Origin of the sequence: Pseudomonas sp. lyk4-R2A-10 (genome assembly GCF_030209075.1) — a bacterium.
Taxonomy (GTDB): domain Bacteria; phylum Pseudomonadota; class Gammaproteobacteria; order Pseudomonadales; family Pseudomonadaceae; genus Aquipseudomonas; species Aquipseudomonas glycinae.
Genome location: NZ_JARVSR010000010.1, coordinates 491,264 through 507,455, shown reverse-complemented (window position 1 = coordinate 507,455; position 16,192 = coordinate 491,264). Strand labels below are relative to the sequence as shown.

13 protein-coding genes and 1 pseudogene are annotated in these 16,192 nt (G+C 57.3%); 8 read left to right on the top strand and 6 right to left on the bottom strand.

Annotation, left to right across the window (positions count from 1 at the left end; translation table 11 throughout):
* Nucleotides 1-99 precede the first annotated feature (99 nt).
* The gene (locus QRN46_RS15775) at nt 100-1,014 is read left to right on the top strand and encodes a LysR family transcriptional regulator (RefSeq protein ID WP_285355772.1); all 915 of its coding nucleotides are present in this window, start codon (nt 100-102) and stop codon (nt 1,012-1,014) included.
* 133 nt (nt 1,015-1,147) lie between these two features.
* Nucleotides 1,148-1,276 (top strand): hypothetical protein, encoded by a 129-nt coding sequence (locus tag QRN46_RS15770; RefSeq protein WP_285355770.1) that lies wholly within the window; start codon nt 1,148-1,150, stop codon nt 1,274-1,276.
* A gap of 76 nt (nt 1,277-1,352) precedes the next feature.
* On the opposite strand, the pseudogene QRN46_RS15765 reads toward QRN46_RS15770, so the two are convergent.
* The 6 genes and pseudogenes from QRN46_RS15765 to QRN46_RS15740 all read right to left on the bottom strand — a co-directional run.
* A pseudogene (locus QRN46_RS15765) lies at nt 1,353-1,472 on the bottom strand (IS5/IS1182 family transposase); the annotation flags it as partial.
* Nucleotides 1,473-1,558: 86 nt separating this feature from the next.
* Nucleotides 1,559-1,795, bottom strand: a complete 237-nt coding sequence (locus QRN46_RS15760; RefSeq protein WP_285355768.1) for a hypothetical protein — start codon at nt 1,793-1,795, stop codon at nt 1,559-1,561.
* Between the two features lie 170 nt (nt 1,796-1,965).
* Nucleotides 1,966-2,319, bottom strand: a complete 354-nt coding sequence (locus QRN46_RS15755) for a hypothetical protein (RefSeq protein WP_285355766.1) — start codon at nt 2,317-2,319, stop codon at nt 1,966-1,968.
* Nucleotides 2,291-2,731 (bottom strand): hypothetical protein, encoded by a 441-nt coding sequence (locus QRN46_RS15750; RefSeq protein ID WP_102592348.1) that lies wholly within the window; start codon nt 2,729-2,731, stop codon nt 2,291-2,293. Before QRN46_RS15750 ends, QRN46_RS15755 begins: the two co-directional genes overlap by 29 nt.
* A gap of 321 nt (nt 2,732-3,052) precedes the next feature.
* Nucleotides 3,053-5,011, bottom strand: coding sequence for a DUF262 domain-containing protein (locus QRN46_RS15745; RefSeq protein WP_102592349.1), 1,959 nt, complete (start codon nt 5,009-5,011; stop codon nt 3,053-3,055).
* A complete protein-coding gene (locus tag QRN46_RS15740) occupies nt 5,011-6,483 on the bottom strand; it encodes a DUF262 domain-containing protein (RefSeq protein ID WP_285355761.1) in 1,473 nt (490 codons plus the stop codon). The genes QRN46_RS15745 and QRN46_RS15740 overlap by 1 nt, the downstream gene beginning before the upstream one ends.
* A gap of 1,106 nt (nt 6,484-7,589) precedes the next feature.
* Between QRN46_RS15740 and QRN46_RS15735 the strand changes: the two genes are divergently transcribed.
* Genes QRN46_RS15735 through QRN46_RS15710 form a run of 6 tightly spaced genes read left to right on the top strand, consistent with a single transcriptional unit; the run spans nt 7,590 to nt 16,065 of the window.
* The gene (locus tag QRN46_RS15735; RefSeq protein ID WP_489104386.1) at nt 7,590-8,597 is read left to right on the top strand and encodes a dynamin family protein; all 1,008 of its coding nucleotides are present in this window, start codon (nt 7,590-7,592) and stop codon (nt 8,595-8,597) included.
* Nucleotides 8,594-10,852, top strand: a complete 2,259-nt coding sequence (locus QRN46_RS15730) for a dynamin family protein (protein WP_285355759.1) — start codon at nt 8,594-8,596, stop codon at nt 10,850-10,852. The genes QRN46_RS15735 and QRN46_RS15730 overlap by 4 nt, the downstream gene beginning before the upstream one ends.
* 11 nt (nt 10,853-10,863) lie before the next feature.
* Nucleotides 10,864-11,793 (top strand): hypothetical protein, encoded by a 930-nt coding sequence (locus tag QRN46_RS15725; RefSeq protein WP_256579939.1) that lies wholly within the window; start codon nt 10,864-10,866, stop codon nt 11,791-11,793.
* A 4-nt stretch (nt 11,794-11,797) separates the two neighbouring features.
* The gene (locus tag QRN46_RS15720) at nt 11,798-15,061 is read left to right on the top strand and encodes an ATP-binding protein (RefSeq protein ID WP_285355756.1); all 3,264 of its coding nucleotides are present in this window, start codon (nt 11,798-11,800) and stop codon (nt 15,059-15,061) included.
* A complete protein-coding gene (locus QRN46_RS15715) occupies nt 15,058-15,645 on the top strand; it encodes an HNH/ENDO VII family nuclease (protein WP_102053135.1) in 588 nt (195 codons plus the stop codon). Before QRN46_RS15720 ends, QRN46_RS15715 begins: the two co-directional genes overlap by 4 nt.
* A gap of 12 nt (nt 15,646-15,657) precedes the next feature.
* Nucleotides 15,658-16,065: an SMI1/KNR4 family protein gene (locus QRN46_RS15710; protein ID WP_285355750.1), complete on the top strand. Its 408-nt coding sequence runs from the start codon at nt 15,658-15,660 to the stop codon at nt 16,063-16,065.
* The last annotated feature ends 127 nt before the right edge of the window (nt 16,066-16,192 follow it).

The window sequence follows — 16,192 nt, the reverse complement described above, 5'->3', positions numbered from 1 at the left end:
CCCGGTGCAGACTACCAGCCTTTCCCCGTAAGATTCATGCCGGCCATTGTTCTCATATGGTCGCTCTCGTCAAGCTTGATGACTCTGCCAGGACTCCAGATGAATCGTAATGACCTGCGTCGTGTCGACCTCAACCTGTTGATCGTGTTCGAAACGCTGATGCATGAGCGCAGCGTGACCCGTGCGGCGGAAAAGCTGTTTCTCGGCCAGCCGGCGATCAGCGCGGCGCTCTCGCGTCTGCGCGGCCTGTTCGACGATCCTTTGTTTGTGCGCACCGGGCGCAGCATGGAGCCTTCCGCCCGCGCGGTGGAAATCTTCGCCCTGCTCTCCCCGGCCCTGGACTCGATTTCGACCGCCGTCAGCCGCGCGGCGGAGTTCGATCCGGCGACCAGCACGTCGGTATTCCGCATCGGCCTGTCGGACGACGTCGAATTCGCGCTGCTGCCGATGCTGCTCAAACGCCTGCGCGCCGAAGCACCCGGGATCGTGCTGGTGGTGCGCCGCGTCAACTACATCCTGATGCCGGGCCTGCTCGCCTCCGGCGAAATCTCCATCGGCGTCAGCTACACCACCGACCTGCCGGCAAACGCCAAACGCAAAGTCCTGCGCCGCAGCGCCCCCAAATTACTGCGCGCCGACACCGTGCCGGGGCCGCTGAGCCTGGACGATTACTGCGCGCGCCCGCATGCGCTGGTGTCGTTTGCCGGCGACCTCAGTGGTTTCGTCGATGAAGAGCTGGAAAAGCTCGAGCGTAAACGGCACGTGGTACTGGCGGTGCCGCAGTTCAACGGACTGGGTACGCTGCTGGCGGGCACCGACATCGTCGCGACCGTGCCCGATTACACGGCGGATGCACTGACGGCGGCGGGCGGTCTGCGCGCGGAAGACCCGCCGTTGCCGACGCGCACGTTTGAACTGCATATGGCTTGGCGGGGGTCGCAGGATAATGATCCGGGTGAGCGGTGGTTGCGGTCGCGGATTCAGATGTTTTTCGGCGACCCTGAGAGTCTTTGAATTACACGTTGGAGTGGATCAACTGATGCCGTACACCATGTTAAGTTTGGTGTCGGACGCGGTTAGCGACATCCTGCCGTTGAACTGATGTGGCCTGATCCGGCTGTAGTGGTGCATCAGACAATAGCTGACGTTGCGACGACCGATTGAATCCGCCGAGCAGAACGACGAATGGTGCCTGTGCCGGTACTCTATGCAACTGGAGAACTTCGAGGCGGTCAGCGATAATCCGCAGGCCAAGCTGTTGGCCGCGATCAACTAAACGGCACTTAGTGGCCAAGGCCATGATGAGTTACACCACGTCTTGGGACACGATCAGCGCCTGAGCATAGGATCTACAAGATCCCATGCAGTACCTGGCGATCATCACTGCGTGGGCGACCCATTTTCTGCTCCGGAGAAACCAGATCCTTGATCAATTCCCACGATCCGTCGGAGAGTTCGTAACGCTTTGCCATGCGGGCCTCAAGCCAATCATGACGGCAATTCTACTCGCACCGACTTTTCGTACAAAACCTAAGCTAGGCGCCAGTCAAACCATAACTTACCGTTTTGCCAGTTGCAGTAAGCGACGCTGATCTACCGCTAGAATTCTCTGCACACTTTCCAGGCTTCTTTGATCCGCTCGCTTATTAAAGGCTTCCTCTTGCAAATTTTCAGAAAAAGCCACCATCCGCTTGTGCCCAATCAACCCCGCCAGCCAGCCTGTCAACTCATTATTAAAGAAGGGGTATGCACGATTTGAACCGAGATGAACCGCCACTGCGCGCAGCTCAGTCAAACAAATGACATCCGCGAGATCCTGATCAAAGGTTATCAATCGATCCAGGCAAAAATCTACGCCCTTCAAATTTTTAGGATTCGACAGCGACTCCTTGATTCTGAGTATGTACAAATCCTAGGCGCAGTTATTAATGATCCGAGGAGGTTCTTCCTTGTCAAGGACCGAGTTCAGCTTCTTCGAAAGCGTCGTTTTTTTGTGTGGAAAAGGATATCAGCGCAAACAATCAGTTCGCGTAGCATGAAGATTTGCAACTCATCGTGCATGAAGTTGAGCAACGCCTCCATCTTCGCTTCCGGTGATGCCTTGACGCTGCTTTCTATAATCTTGGCCCGTAAAATCATGCACTCCGCAGCCGCGGCTTGCTGAGCTAAAGCGACGCCCAAACTGCCCTCCAAGATACTTGAAAAACCTTCAATCCAATCCTCGGCGAACGCCTCGGCTTGTTCTTGGTAAAAGCGGCGATACCGCCCCCCCTCACTCAGAGGGGCATTATCAATGCGACAGTGCGTGCACTGCGGCAATCGTTTCTTTGCAGAACTGGCGGGTTTCAGGCGACCACTTTTTCTGCGACTCACACAGATAGATGTAACAATTCAATCGTGCGAGATCATCTACGGAAAACGTCCGATGCAGATCAGCACGCACGGCATCGAGTTCAGGAGAAATACGCTCCGCATATGACAGCTTTCGAATGTAGCTGGCCGCATTCGAATCCAAAAAAAGCGAGCCGCCCAATGTGTATTTCACTTGCGTCTTGGACAAGACAAAGGCTTTGTCCAGAATCCAGACGGACTTGCCGCGCAACATGGTCGAAACAACCCGTTTCTTGGAGAACTGCTCACGCACCAAGCTAAACGGCCCACCCGACTCAGCTGCCGCATACATGATCCGCCAGTCGCCGAGCAGCTCGATTTCCTCCTGAAAGCGCTCCAACGCATCCTTTGGGTTATTTGCAGAACACACGTATGCAATGCCCGTTGGACTTCATACTCAGTGTATTCCTTCACCATCAACCCACTCCTCTCTGGAAATCCCATTCGGACCATCGCCGCAAAGGCGCATTAAACTCACGCCCCCTCCATGGAAAATCGCCTGCACAGATTTCCATTATGGAATAGCCGCTTGGTGTGCCTGGTCAGAATGTCTTTTGGCGACCCTGAGCATCTGTGACTGTGTTCCACTCATAGGCCGTTACGGTGCATCCGTTTGCAACCCTCAAGAACATCATCGTTACCCGCATCCGCTACTTCGGGCTCAGCCGCGGTAGTGCGCTTCTATAAGCGCCAGCATCGCGTCACCATGGTCATTGATCTGAGTGTGACCCCAGTCGTCCCCATTGCCCAGCACATGGAACATGTGCGCCAGTTTCAAGGAGTCGTACTTCGGCTTGGCGCGGAAGGCCGCCTGCTTCTTGATCACCGCCAGGTTGCTGTACGACGAGTTCTCTCCCGGGCTGAGCAGTACCAGATTGCCAAACCCGTGCAACAGGTGATCGCTGAGTGTACTACCGAACTCTTCGTTCTGAGGGTGCACATGCTCGACCGAGTTCTTCGATGTAATCCGGTAGGCCTGCAGTCTTGCCCAGTCCAACCACTTGAACGAATGCCGCTCCCGCCAGAGAATGTATTCCAGCTTCTGGAACCAGTAGTGCTCGAAGCTCGTGCCGTGGTGCTCCCTCAGATAAGCGATCTTGTCCTTGATCGGCAAGCATTCGGTGGTGTCGCTGGAGAGCAGTCGATAACTCGCCTCCTTCTGGGTCATTTCGGTCAGGGAAAGCTGATTGTCGATACTTTCCAGCAGCTTCAATACCTGCTGCTCGCCCATGTTGGGCGTTTCGATCAGCTTGCCCAGGAAAGGCGTCAGCCAGTACTGAGAGCTGCGCTCGCCGGTTAGGTAGCGCACGCTCTGTAACTGGCTCAGGTCGGACGTCTCGAGATGCGTGCGCCATTCCGAGAGGGTGCGCTTGCGTGGATTGAGCGAACTCAGGCGCAAGATCCGCTCATCGTCCTCGCCCAGGCGTACCCACTTGACTACCCAGCGGTCGAATTGGAAGCGCACACTCCAAAGGCATTCCATGAATGCCTTGGCTTGCGCTGCGCTGGCATTTTCAACGAAGCGTGAGAAGCAGGCGTTGAGGTTACCGTCGTTCAAACGGAAACCGATGTCTTTAGCCCCCTGCGCATGGCGGTAGATGCGGTAGGCGTGCATCAGCAACAGGCCAAAACTGACGATCGATTGATAGCGAGCCTCATCCTTGTTCTCGGTTTCGTCCACCTGCTCGGCCTGGATTCTCAGCAACGAGATTTCGTCGATAGACCGGCCTTTGGTGTGACCGGCAGCAGGACGATCCAGGGAGAAGAGATCGAAGGAGTGGCTCAGGAGGTCATTGATACCCACCATATTCCAGCGGACATCGGCGAAGACATCACGCAGGTTCCTTTCGAAGTAGTTGCCCATGTCCTCGCAGGCCTGCCAGATCCCTTCATACGTGGTGCGGTGATGCTTGATCCGCGACATCAGGCGGGCCTTGAGGATATCCGTCTGCTCAAGCTGAACGCCGCTGGTGTTTAGCGTGGCGAACAACTTGTTCAGGTCCATGCCCGCCGGCATGACATTGTTGACCCACGTGACCTGGTTGAACAGGTAGTCACCCACCCGTTCCAGGGCCTGCTCACCTCCTGTGGCGCGCAAGCGTTGCAAACGATCGCCGGCGACCTTGCGGGCGGCGTTGAGATGAACCAGATAAGGATTGGCAGCATCCTCCTTATCCAGCGGCTTCTCCTCGGTCAGGCCCGCCCACGCACTCAACTGGGCCTGGACTTCGTCGCGGATATTGAAGGTAAGGCGCGGAACGTTGCCCAGCACCACCAGTGAGCATAGCGGCGAGCCAGTTTTCAACGCGCGGAAGGCAAGCGCCAGGATCATCAAGGTGGTCATTCGCTGCTGACCATCGATCAGTTCGTAGGTCATGGTCGCATCAGGATTGGCGTTGGGTGGTACCACGCTGCTCAGCACCGTTCCGATGAAGTAATGCGCCTGCAACGGTCGGCCGTCGGTGTCCGGTTCGCTGGCCTGAATGATCTGCTCGAGCAGTTCCTCCACGGCGTCGGCGGGCCAGACGTAGGGGCGCTGGTAGCAAGGAATGGTTAACGATATGCCCTGAGCGCACAGCGTGGCGGCAGACTGCACGTGGGATTGGACCAGGGCGCTCATTATTTGCCTCCTTGGCAGGCGAGGTCGTCGCGGCTGATACGTTCGATGGCGCTGCGCAACTGCGCGTCATATTCAACGGCCACCCGCTGCGGATCGGGCCAGGGCAGTTGCAGGCTTAGAGTAAAGCCGACCGACTCCGCGAAGCGCTTCTTGATACTGTTTTTATCCAGGTGTTCAGCAGTGGCCGTATAGGTGTAGTCGCGCAGGTAACTCAACAGCTCGTGATGGGTGTGGGCACTGGCGATCCAGTCCAGCAATGGGTTGTGCCTGAGGTGCGCCTGCACGCCATCCTCCCGGACGCTGACCTCCTTGATCAAGCGATAGGAGAAGATCATCCGGAACATCCACAGGCTGGCTTCAAGCAGACGGGAAGTGCCGAACTGGCTTGCGTACATCAGCAACGCGCAATCAAAAGCACGGCTGAGAAACACGCTGCCGCAGGCGTCATGGGCCAAGCGCTTGTAGTAGTAGGCGAACGTGGGTTCCTTGGCCGTCTTGTCGACTTCAAGCAAGGTTTTTCGCAAGCCCTGGAAGTAGGTTACGACACGCATGGTATTGACCCCGGTGCCCAGCGGCTGGCGCATGGCATAACCCGGCTGGACGGTCTGTGTTTCCTTACCCCAGGCATCGCGGAGCACTTGCAAAGACCGATAGGCGATGTCGCCGTTGTCGGGAAGCGTAAGTTCGGCAAGCTCCGTGACGATCTGTTTGCGTTCCAGCAGCGGATCCCGATCGCTGGCGACGTCGCGCCAGCGCAAACTTTGCCAGTGCCGAGACTTCATGAAGGCCGCGACCAACGGTTTGAGGTCGCCGAGCGACTCCCAGGTCCGTGCGAAATCGTCCTGGACTGCGGCCGCAACGCTGCGCAAGTGATAAGCCTTGACGATGTCGGCACCGCCCAGACGCACACCCGAGGTGTTCTGGGTTTCGAAGAAACGATAGGCGTCGTCTTCGCGTCGAGTGACGACCAGGGTCACGTTGATACGGGTGAAGTCGATTCGCGGCAGGCGTTGCTGCTCCAGCCAGCGAAGATTCAGCTGGATGCGTCGATGGCTCTCCGGCGCGTTGAACTTCAGCTCCGGCGCCCCCCTCTGGCCGTACTGGAGGTAATGCAACAAGGCCAGGCTGGTGATTCGCTGCTGTCCATCAATGATGTTGAGCAGACCACGCTGGCGTCCGTCGCCTCCCTCCTGGTGCAAGATGATGCTGCCCAGGTAGAAATCATGGTCCGGCGCATCGCTGCTGAAGAAGCAGCGCAAGTCGTCGAGCAGCCTCCCCAACTGCTCCTCGTTCCAGCGATAGGGCCTCTGATACTCCGGCAGATGCAGCCGGCCGAAGATGCCCCCACCGTCGCTGGAGGGAATCCGCTTGCCGCTGAATACATTATTGAGACTCGTGGAGGCGACAGCGATGCCTTCCACGTCCAATGACAATCGTGTGACAAACGGCCACTCACTCACGGCTTGGTTCATAGAACAGTCCTTGTACTGGTTCCGGCGTCCAGCGCTCGGGAAGGAACGATTAAATCCGAAATAATGGCACAAGGCCATTTTATTCAAAAGCGCTACCAGAAGTTTGATTTACATCGATATCCAAATTGTTGCGGCTGACACCGAATTGACCCAACTGCCGATGCCACACTGACCCAGCACCAATTAGTAAATATCTGACGCTGATGATGGTTTACCCCGTAGGAGCCTGGGTCAGTGAGATTTCAGTAGCTGGGTCAGTTCTATGCTAGCGGCAACACTGTAGAGGCTGCCCGGAAACTGACAAGCCTCTGAGCAATATCCTGACCATCACATTGTCGCGATGACAGTCTGCATTAATCGCAGTAACGGAGAAAAAGCACGCCAAGCAGTTGATGGCCACGTACTGCAAGCAACACACCAACCGCTACCCCAAAGAAATACGTGACATGCGCGATATCATCATTGAAAACATCATGAATGAAATGGATGCTGAGGACGCATTCCTTGCAGAAGCATAATTGCTGCAGTAAGCCAGAGGCCCGGGGACACTCTCGGGCATCAATTCATGCCCTACCCGATCCAGCAAAATCTCATCAACGGCGTCACCTCTCGCGCCCTATTCAATTGGGTCGTCCTTGCCTGCGCAGCCGCACGGCTCTTACCCCTTTTGCGTAACCACAACAGGTTCCAACCTCAGTTTCTCGATGCAGTTGCGCCCGATGCCGCACTCTCAGACCTTGGTGGTATTCAAGTTTCTCTGCTTGACGTCGATAGCTCGTAAGGTGCGATACTGCCATCAGTAGCAATGTGCCACCAACTGATACAAGGACGTTACTTTGCGCCTGCTCACAGTCTTTTTCTCATTCAGCCTGATCGGAATCATCAGCCGCTGGATGCAGCCCCAAGCTCGTCTTGTACCTCGCGTAACGGGTACGCCGCCTCGATGATCTGACTAGTTGCATGGAGCTTGCGACTCAACCTGTCGCTACTTCGTGCAAGCCTGTCTCCAGCGGACAGGGCGAATACCCTCGCCTCCCGCCATATTTTTTAACAACACTCTCCATATCGCCGTGAATGCCATCAGATCAACAGGACCGAGAAAAAACATGAAGCATGCAACAAGGTCAGTGGCTCGCTCTGGAAAAACGAGGCCTCGTCAGACAAGTAGCGCCCCCTTCGATGTGTTGGTATTGGCGACCATGAGTGCAGGCAAGACATCGTTCATCAATGCCCTGATCGGGCAAGAACTGCTGCACACCGCCAACGAAGCCACTACCGCTTGCATGACGCGTGTCGAACATCGCCAAGGCGCGCAGGCCTTTGACGGTGCTTGTTACTCGCATAATGATCAAGAGCTTGCGCGGCTCAAGGACACTTCAGCCGCGATGCTTCGTGACTGGAATGCCAACAGCGAAGTGAAGCGAATCTGCTTGAAAGGCAACTTCAAGATCGTGCCCAGCCCTGCATCTGGCCTGGTATTGCATGACACCCCTGGCCCCAACAACAGCCAGGACCACAAGCATGCAGAACTGATGCTCGAAGCGGTACGCACTGTTTCTTTCAAAGCCCTGTGCTATGTGCTTAATGCCAGCCAACTGGGCACGCAGGATGATCGCGCTCTGCTGGCGCAAATTCGAGATGAACTCGCGACCCGACCTGACCACACGATCTACTTCATCCTAAACAAAGTCGACCTGCTGGACCCTGAGACGGGTGAGACCATTGATGCCTATGTCGGCAAGGCTCACCGCTACCTCACAGCTATCGGCTTTGACCAACCGATCATCATCCCGACCATGGCCAACGTCGCGCTCTATGCCCGCAAGGCCCTCAAGGCCCAGACCTTGACTCGCTCGCAGCGGCTTAGGCTTCACCAGGCGCTTGCCTACCTGCAGGAAAACAAGCGCTCGCTGCTTCACGCCACGGTGGTGCCAGACGCTATCAAGAAAGACGTATTCAAGGCACTCAACAGCCTGGAACGGCAACGTCAGCTCAAAGCGCTCGACGCGCAAGCCTGCGAAAAAAACGATTTGCAGCAATTGGTGGCCATCAGCGGTTTGAAGACCGTAGAAGCCCTGATCAAACATCAACGTCAATCGATCAAGAATCCATGAACCGCATCCATATCACGCACAACCCTTTCACTGTCGAAACGATTTTCTCGATCAACGACCAGGCCCCGGCAGAAGGCTGCAAATTGTCGAGCTACAAGGAGTCGCGCCTGCAGTTGTGGGTCGAAAAACTGTTCGATGAATTGAGCGAACTGTTCAATGGCGACAATCGCTTCCATGTCGCTTTTACAGGTGTTGAGTCTGACTTCCTGGATATCCAAGAAGCCGCTAATGTGGCCATTGCCGATGGCATGCAGGTGGAACTGGAGTGGCACCAGACCGTACCTACCGAGCAACGCCTGGAGCAGATCCGCGCCCTAATGGCCGAGGCGCGCGAGCACCCTCAGTTCGACCAGTTCATCGCTGACAACGAGCAGGTTCGCAAGTCCATCGAAGAAGCGTTCAACCGTGACTTCGATGTTTATGTCGTCGCGACCATGTCATCGGGTAAATCGACATTGATCAACGCGATGCTGGGGCGCGACCTGCTGCCTGCGGCGAACGAAGCGACGACTGCGACAATTGCCCGGATCACGGACAATGATCGGATGACCGATCGATTCTCGGCCAAACGCTTCAACCGCAAAGGTGAAGAAGTGGGTGCGGCTGACAATGTCGACCTGGAATGCCTCAAAGAGTGGAACCAACTCGAGGACACCCAGCTGATCGATATCGAAGGCAACATCGTAGCGATTCGCGAGCGCGAGGACGTGCGCCTGGTCCTGACTGACACCCCTGGCCCCAACAATAGCCAGGATGAAGAGCATCAGCTCAAGACCATGAGTTTCATTCAGGATTCCCGGCGCAACCCGCTTATCCTGTATGTGCTGAATGCCAGCCAGCTGGGCACCAACGATGACAGCAATCTGCTCGGCCTGGTCGCCGAGACCATGCGCAAGGGTGGTAAGCAAAGCAAGGATCGCTTCATCTTCGTGATCAACAAAATGGACGTGTTTGATCCTGAGCAGGGAGAAGATATCCCTTCTGTACTCAAGCGTGTGAACCAGTACCTCACCAGTAATGGTATTCAGAACCCCCTGATTTATCCGATCTCTGCCAACCTCACTCGCTTGATCCGCAAACCGAGCGACCTGCACACGCGCAAGGAGCGCAACGAGCATAAGTCGATGGCAGACATGTTCAGCGAAGAGCCAAGCATGAACATGCTGCAGTACATGCCGATCACCTCTCGCGTGCATCGCTCGCTACAGGAAAAACGCCACTCCCCGTTGCTGCTCAGCAGCGGCTTGCCGGCAGTCGAAGCGATGATCGACGAGTACATCGACAAGTACAACCTGCCGCACCGGCTCAAACGCGCCTATGAAGCCTTGGGTCACGCCATTCGAGTGGGTTTGAATGAAACTGACTTGATCGAACAACTGCAACAAGATGAAAGGACCCTTGCTCATCTGAACGAGGAGATCCAGGGCCTGCAGCAGCGGCAGGAGAAAGGCTTCGACACAGCAGCTTACAAAGACAAGCTGGAGCGCGAGGGCAAGGCGTTCCCGCGAGACACAGAGCTTGAGCTGGCCAAGCTGGAAGCCGTTATTGGGCCCATCATCAAGCAGCTGGGCGCAAACTTCATGCAAAACGACGTTCGAGTAAGCATTGCCGAAGCGCGCGTGCAAGAAGCGGAAGAGCTGCTGCAGTTCAACCATCGGAAGCTGGTGAACCAGTACGAGTCGGTGTTCGTCTCCAGCCAAGAGCTTATCCGCCAAGACCTGCATACCGAGTATCAGCGTTACGTCACAGAAATCTTCCAAGGCACCGAGAGCTTGAACCTGCCAATTTTCGAGGGGCTTAAACAGGCGGCCTCGAACATCTCGTTCAATCTGTCCGTATGCCAGGATGATATTCAAGTAAAACGCGTTGTCATTGGGACACGTGAGGTAAGCGACAGCTCTTGGTGGAACCCCTTCTCCTGGGGCTCGACCCGAACGGTACGGGATTACGGCAACGAAAATTACGTCGATCTCGAGAAGTTCTGGCAGGAGCGCTCCACTCGAATCCAGGCCGAATTCACACGCTTGGTCGAAAACGCTCGTAGGGAAATTGAAGTTGGCAAGGACCGTTTGATCGAACAATACGTTGCATTCATGACCCGCGAATTTGACCTCAAATTTGCCGAACTGCTGACATCCTTGAGCTCCAAAACCACAGACCGAAACGCCCGCGAGATTGCAGTTTCCGAAGCCAAGGCACTGCGTGCCTGGATCGACAATTTCAAAACCAAGCTCGACAGCACATTGGCTATTTAAGGAGCCCCACCATGACCACCGATATGCTTGCCGAAGCCAGGAAGAGTTATCTGCTGTCAATCAAGGACCCTAATGCCAGCACCGCCCTGCTCAATGACCTTCTGGATCGCGCCGAGAAACAGTCTCCGGAGCTGCTGGTGGCCTTCGAGCCAGGGGTTGGGAAAAATGCCCTTGACCCCGACCCCGTGAGCTGGAGTGCAGACTACCTGACTCGTCAAATGTGGCTCACTCAGCAGAACTTCGCCCGGGAGCGCATTGAGCACTTGCTTGCCGTTCGCGAGCACCTGCGCAAAACCGGGGTGAAAGGTTTTGTGCCTACGCAAACGCCTCCAAAACCGCAAGCCGAGAGTGACGTCAACGTGCAGTCGAACTATGAGCCATCCTCCAACCTCAGGAAGTTCGTACAGGAAGGCGAGCTGCTCACCATCCGGACCGCGCTGCGCATGGAACTGGATGACAATCGCCTGACCTCTGCCGACCTTCGTGCTGCATTGGCCTGGGCGGCCAAGCAGGTTCCAGCGCTTCTGGAAGCTTATTCTGAGAAGTCCTTCGCGCGCGCGATGGAGTCTGACCAGAAGCTGTGGACGAGCGAGTACTATGAGCTGCAGGTTGTGTACCTCAAGACCAACTACGCCCAGGAACGCTTCCTGCACCTGATCGAAGTACGTGATTTGTTGCGCCATCAAGGCGTAGAGGGCTTCGCGCCCGTGCAACCGAAACCACGTGCCAGCGCCAGAGCCAACGCAGACCAAGCCGCACCCGCTTCGCACCGCCCCCAACCGCAGAACTCCCGGTCACAACAGTCGCACCAGGCTCACCAAAGCCACCAATCGCAACCCCGCGCCGCAGACAACGACCGCAACCCAGTCTTCAAAGCCGCTTTGCTTGTCGGCGGCGCCCTGGCTGCGCTGGTGGTCTTCCTGGTTGCGCTGGTGAAATAACGCCATGGCAACCTCGACCCTGACCCCGCTGGCAATCCGCGAGATCCAGCAGAACGCCACGCTCACCCTGGCCGCTGGGCGTGCGCTGATCAACCGTAGCTACCTGAGCGAACTGGAGCAGTACCCGGTCATCGCTTCAAACCAGCGCATCAGCCTGAACCGCGCCAGCGACCTGCGGATATTCCGCGTCGAGCGCATCGTCCAGGACAACAAGCAGTCGGTGCTGGAAAGCACCACTGCGGCCTACACAGCACTGGGCGCCGCTGGCTATACGGTGTTCCTGTTCCTGCGCTCCAATGGCATCGAGACTGAACTGTTCATTGGCACCCGTGGCGAACCCGGCAAGATGCTCGGCCACAACTCCGGCGAGTTGCTGCGCGAGACCTTCAAAGGCCACTTCCCGGGTAGTGCGCTGCAACCGCTGAGCGTCCAGGACGCCAATGCGCTGCTCGACAAGCTCGAAAACGAGAAAAGCAACCCATCTGCCAGCATTACCGCTGTCACGGGCGTACCTGCATTGTCGACTGAAAACCGCGACCACTTCATGCAGGGGCTGGAGCGCTTCATCGACGCAGCAGAGCGGCGCGAATACCAGGCACTGATCCTGGCCGAACCCGTTTCTTCGCAGAAACTGGATACCATCCGTATCGGCTACGAACAGGTGGCGACCCAACTTTCGCCGCTGGCAAAACAGCAGCTTTCCTATGGCGAGCAAGACAGCGACAGCATTGGCCTGAGTATCAGCCAAGGCCTGAGCACCTCCCTTGGCCACAGCCTTGGCCTTACCGAAACTCGCGGCACCAGCCATACGACCGGTACCTCCACCAGCGAGACCAACGGCACCACTGAAAGCTTCAGTTCGCAAACCGAAGCCTCGAAGGCAGCCGCCATTGCCGGTAGCGCCATCGGCGCGCTTGCCGGGTCGTTCCTGGGCCCGGTGGGCGCGGTGGTCGGTGCTCAGGTTGGGTCAGGCATCGCCGCTGCATTCAATGAAACACGCAGCACAGGTACTAGCCATTCGGCTACCAGAGGCACCAGCGAAAGCAATGGCACGTCCTGGAGTGAGTCTTCTGCCCGTACACAGTCGACAACCCACACCAGCAGCACGACCGACAGCCAATCGGTCAACCGCACCAGCGGTAGCAACCGGCAGTTGTCGATCGAATCGGTAGACAAGACCATCGAGCAGCTGCTGGGCAGGATTGATCACCATCTGCAACGTATCGACGAAGCCAAGACCTACGGCGGCTGGAATTCTGCTGCCTACTTCATCGGCGACAGCAGCGCCTCGTCCGAATCGCTGGCAAGTATCTTCCTGGGCCTGGTACGCGGCAGCAAATCCAGCCACGAAGACTTTGCGCTCACCACCTGGACGTCGAGCAACAAGTCTGCGGTGCTGGAATGGCTCACGCGCCTCAGCCATCCCGAACTCAAACCTGCGTTCGCCAGCCGCGTGCCGGTGCCGTTCGTGACCCCTGCTACGCTGATTTCCGGCAAGGAAATGGCAATCCAGCTGAGCCTGCCACGGCGCTCCACTTCAACCGTGTCGGTCGTCGAAACCCAGGCATTCGGGCGCAAGGTGCAGCGCCTAGACGGCCAGACCACGCGGCGCCCAGGCGCCAGACAGCTGTCCTTGGGCAACATCCGTCACCTGTGGGAAAACCTGCCGCAGACCATCGAGCTGGACATGGACCAGCTGTCCAGCCACGTGTTCATCAGCGGTTCCACAGGTGCAGGCAAGAGCAACACGCTCTACGAAATGCTCGACCAGGTCAGCGCCGCTGGCGTGCCATTCCTTGTCATCGAACCCGCCAAGGGCGAATACAAACATGTGTTCGGCCATCGCAGCGACGTGACTGTGCTCGGCACCCACCCGGCGCACAGCGCCTTGTTGCGAATCAACCCGTTCCGCTTCCCGGCAGCGATCCACGTGCTCGAGCATGTCGACCGCCTGGTGGAGATCTTCAACGTCTGCTGGCCGATGTACGCAGCCATGCCCGCAGTGCTCAAGGACGCAATCCTGCAAGCCTACCTGCGCTGCGGCTGGGACCTGGAAAGCTCGAGCAACCGCTACAACGAGGAAATATTCCCCACCTTCGTCGACCTGCTGGAAACGCTACAGGAAGTGATCGAGGCGTCGGCCTATTCCCAGGAGCTCAAAGGCAACTACATCGGCTCACTGTCGACCCGGATTCGGTCACTAACCAACGGCCTCAATGGCCAACTGTTCGTGGCCGACGAAATCGACAACGACGTACTGTTCGACAGCAATGTGATCGTCGACCTCAGCCGCATCGGTTCTTCGGAAACCAAGGCGCTGATCATGGGTATCCTGGTGATGCGCCTGAGCGAGCACCGCATGGCCCACGGCGGCATGAACCAGCCCCTGCGCCACGTCACGGTGCTCGAAGAAGCCCACAACATCCTCAAACGCAGCCCGGAAGGCGGCGCCGAAGGTGCGGGGCTGATGGCCAAGTCTGTAGAAATGCTGACCAATGCCATTGCCGAAATGCGCACCTATGGTGAAGGTTTCATCATCGCAGACCAATCACCCCATGCCGTGGACATTGCCGCGATTCGCAACACCAACACCAAGATCATCATGCGCCTGCCCGATGAAACCGATCGCCGCCTGATCGGTAAGTCCGTGGCGCTGGATGACGAGCAACTGGACGAGATCGCCCGGCTCCCCAAGGGTGTAGCCATCGTCTATCAGAATGACTGGCTCGAACCCGTAATGTGCCAGGTGCGCAAGTTCAAAGGCGAGGAATCGCCCTACCAATACCAGCCGCAAGCTACGGCGGGCATCGCACGCAGTGACTTCAACGGCCAACTGCTGAAACTGCTGCTCAGCCAGCGCGTGGTTACGCCTGCCCAGATTGACTGCGACCTTCTGCAGCAGGGCCTGTGCGCACTGCCATTGCCTGCTCGCACCCGCATCAACCTGTTGCAGATCGTCACACAGTACCGTAACCAGCAGGCACCAGGCATCTGGCGAACGGAAGCCTTCGAGCGCCTGGCGCGCTTGGTGGTGGATACGCTGAATTGCCGCCGCCAGGTCAACCAGATCATCCAGGAGGCCAATGACTACACGCACCTGGACCAATTGCTCGACGGGCTGCTCGAACAGAGTGCCAACGGCCTTTCAGCCGAGCTGGCCCTCGCCGCTCAGCAATGCCTGATGAAAGACTACAGCCTGCAGCACGAAAGCCACCTCGACATTTACGCGATGTGGCACGCGCACCATGAAAAAGGAAGCGTCCGGTGAACTTCGAGAACTTTGCCATCGAGAAGGCTGACGGCCCCTCCCGCCTCGCCCTGCTCGCCAGGGAAACACCCGACAAATGCCTGATCATCGCACAGCTGGATCGGCCGATCGTGCTGACCCAGGAAAACCGCCTCGAGCTGCCTGGCATGGGTGACGAAACCCGTGAACGGCTGGAGAAGCTCGGCTTCCCCAAGGAATTGCTGGACGTCATCAACAGCGAGGCCGAAGCGCGTATCTACGAAGAAGCCAACCTGGAGCCGGCCCAGGTCAACGGCAAGGATGCATTGATCCGCACCGATATCGATTACGATCAGAAAGATGCATTCGACCGCACCAACCTGGAGCGCATGAAGCTGGGCCTCGCCCCGCTCGATGCGCAGGGCCGGCCGATCGAGTTGCACCATATTGGGCAAAAGCAGGACTCTCCCCTGGCCGAGCTCACACGCGATGAGCACAGGGGCAATGGCAATGACAATGTGCTGCACAACAAGCTGAAAGAGTCGGAAATCGCACGGGACGATTTCGACAAGGAACGCAAGGAATACTGGAAGGCGCGAGCCGAACAGATCGAGAGCCAACGGTAAGCGAGTGCATACATGAAAACACTGGAAAAACTGGTCGCAGAACAACAGGCAGCTACCCGGCCTGCTACCAAGGCAAACATCGATGCGCTCGAATCGAACCTGGGATTCGAACTCGCCAACGAGTACCGGGAGTACCTGGAGCGCTTCGGCGTGATTGCCCATGACGCCTACGAAACCTATGGCCTTGGCGTGCCGGAGGATTACTTCCTGCATGCACTCAATGCCTACAAGGACCTGGCATCGGACGCCAGCTACCCGGCAACTGCGGTACCGCTGCTGGAGTTGGGAGACGGCCAATATTACCTGTACGACAACCGCAGTCAGCGGGTGGTGCTGTGGGCTACCCCCAACGGTGGAGTCGTCCGTACCCTGGATGACAACCTGGAAGCATTCCTGATCAAGCATGTTTTCCAAGGCTGACACCACACGATAGGCCCCCCTGCGGCGGGGCATCTTGCGCCTGGCACTGCAGGCGCATTACTTGTTTGCCTACCTGAAAGATCTGCTGCCCGGAGGCGGCCAAGGGCTACCCATCCGGGTAGCCCGC

What these genes read in the sequence shown, in the direction of transcription:
- QRN46_RS15710 (WP_285355750.1), top strand. Translation starts at nt 15,658, where the DNA reads ATGAAAACACTGGAAAAACTGGTCGCAGAACAACAGGCAGCTACCCGG.
- QRN46_RS15735 (WP_489104386.1), top strand. Translation starts at nt 7,590, where the DNA reads ATGAAGCATGCAACAAGGTCAGTGGCTCGCTCTGGAAAAACGAGGCCT.
- QRN46_RS15730 (WP_285355759.1), top strand. Translation starts at nt 8,594, where the DNA reads ATGAACCGCATCCATATCACGCACAACCCTTTCACTGTCGAAACGATT.
- QRN46_RS15720 (WP_285355756.1), top strand. Translation starts at nt 11,798, where the DNA reads ATGGCAACCTCGACCCTGACCCCGCTGGCAATCCGCGAGATCCAGCAG.
- QRN46_RS15725 (WP_256579939.1), top strand. Translation starts at nt 10,864, where the DNA reads ATGACCACCGATATGCTTGCCGAAGCCAGGAAGAGTTATCTGCTGTCA.
- QRN46_RS15740 (WP_285355761.1), bottom strand. Translation starts at nt 6,483, where the DNA reads ATGAACCAAGCCGTGAGTGAGTGGCCGTTTGTCACACGATTGTCATTG.
- QRN46_RS15745 (WP_102592349.1), bottom strand. Translation starts at nt 5,011, where the DNA reads ATGAGCGCCCTGGTCCAATCCCACGTGCAGTCTGCCGCCACGCTGTGC.
- QRN46_RS15775 (WP_285355772.1), top strand. Translation starts at nt 100, where the DNA reads ATGAATCGTAATGACCTGCGTCGTGTCGACCTCAACCTGTTGATCGTG.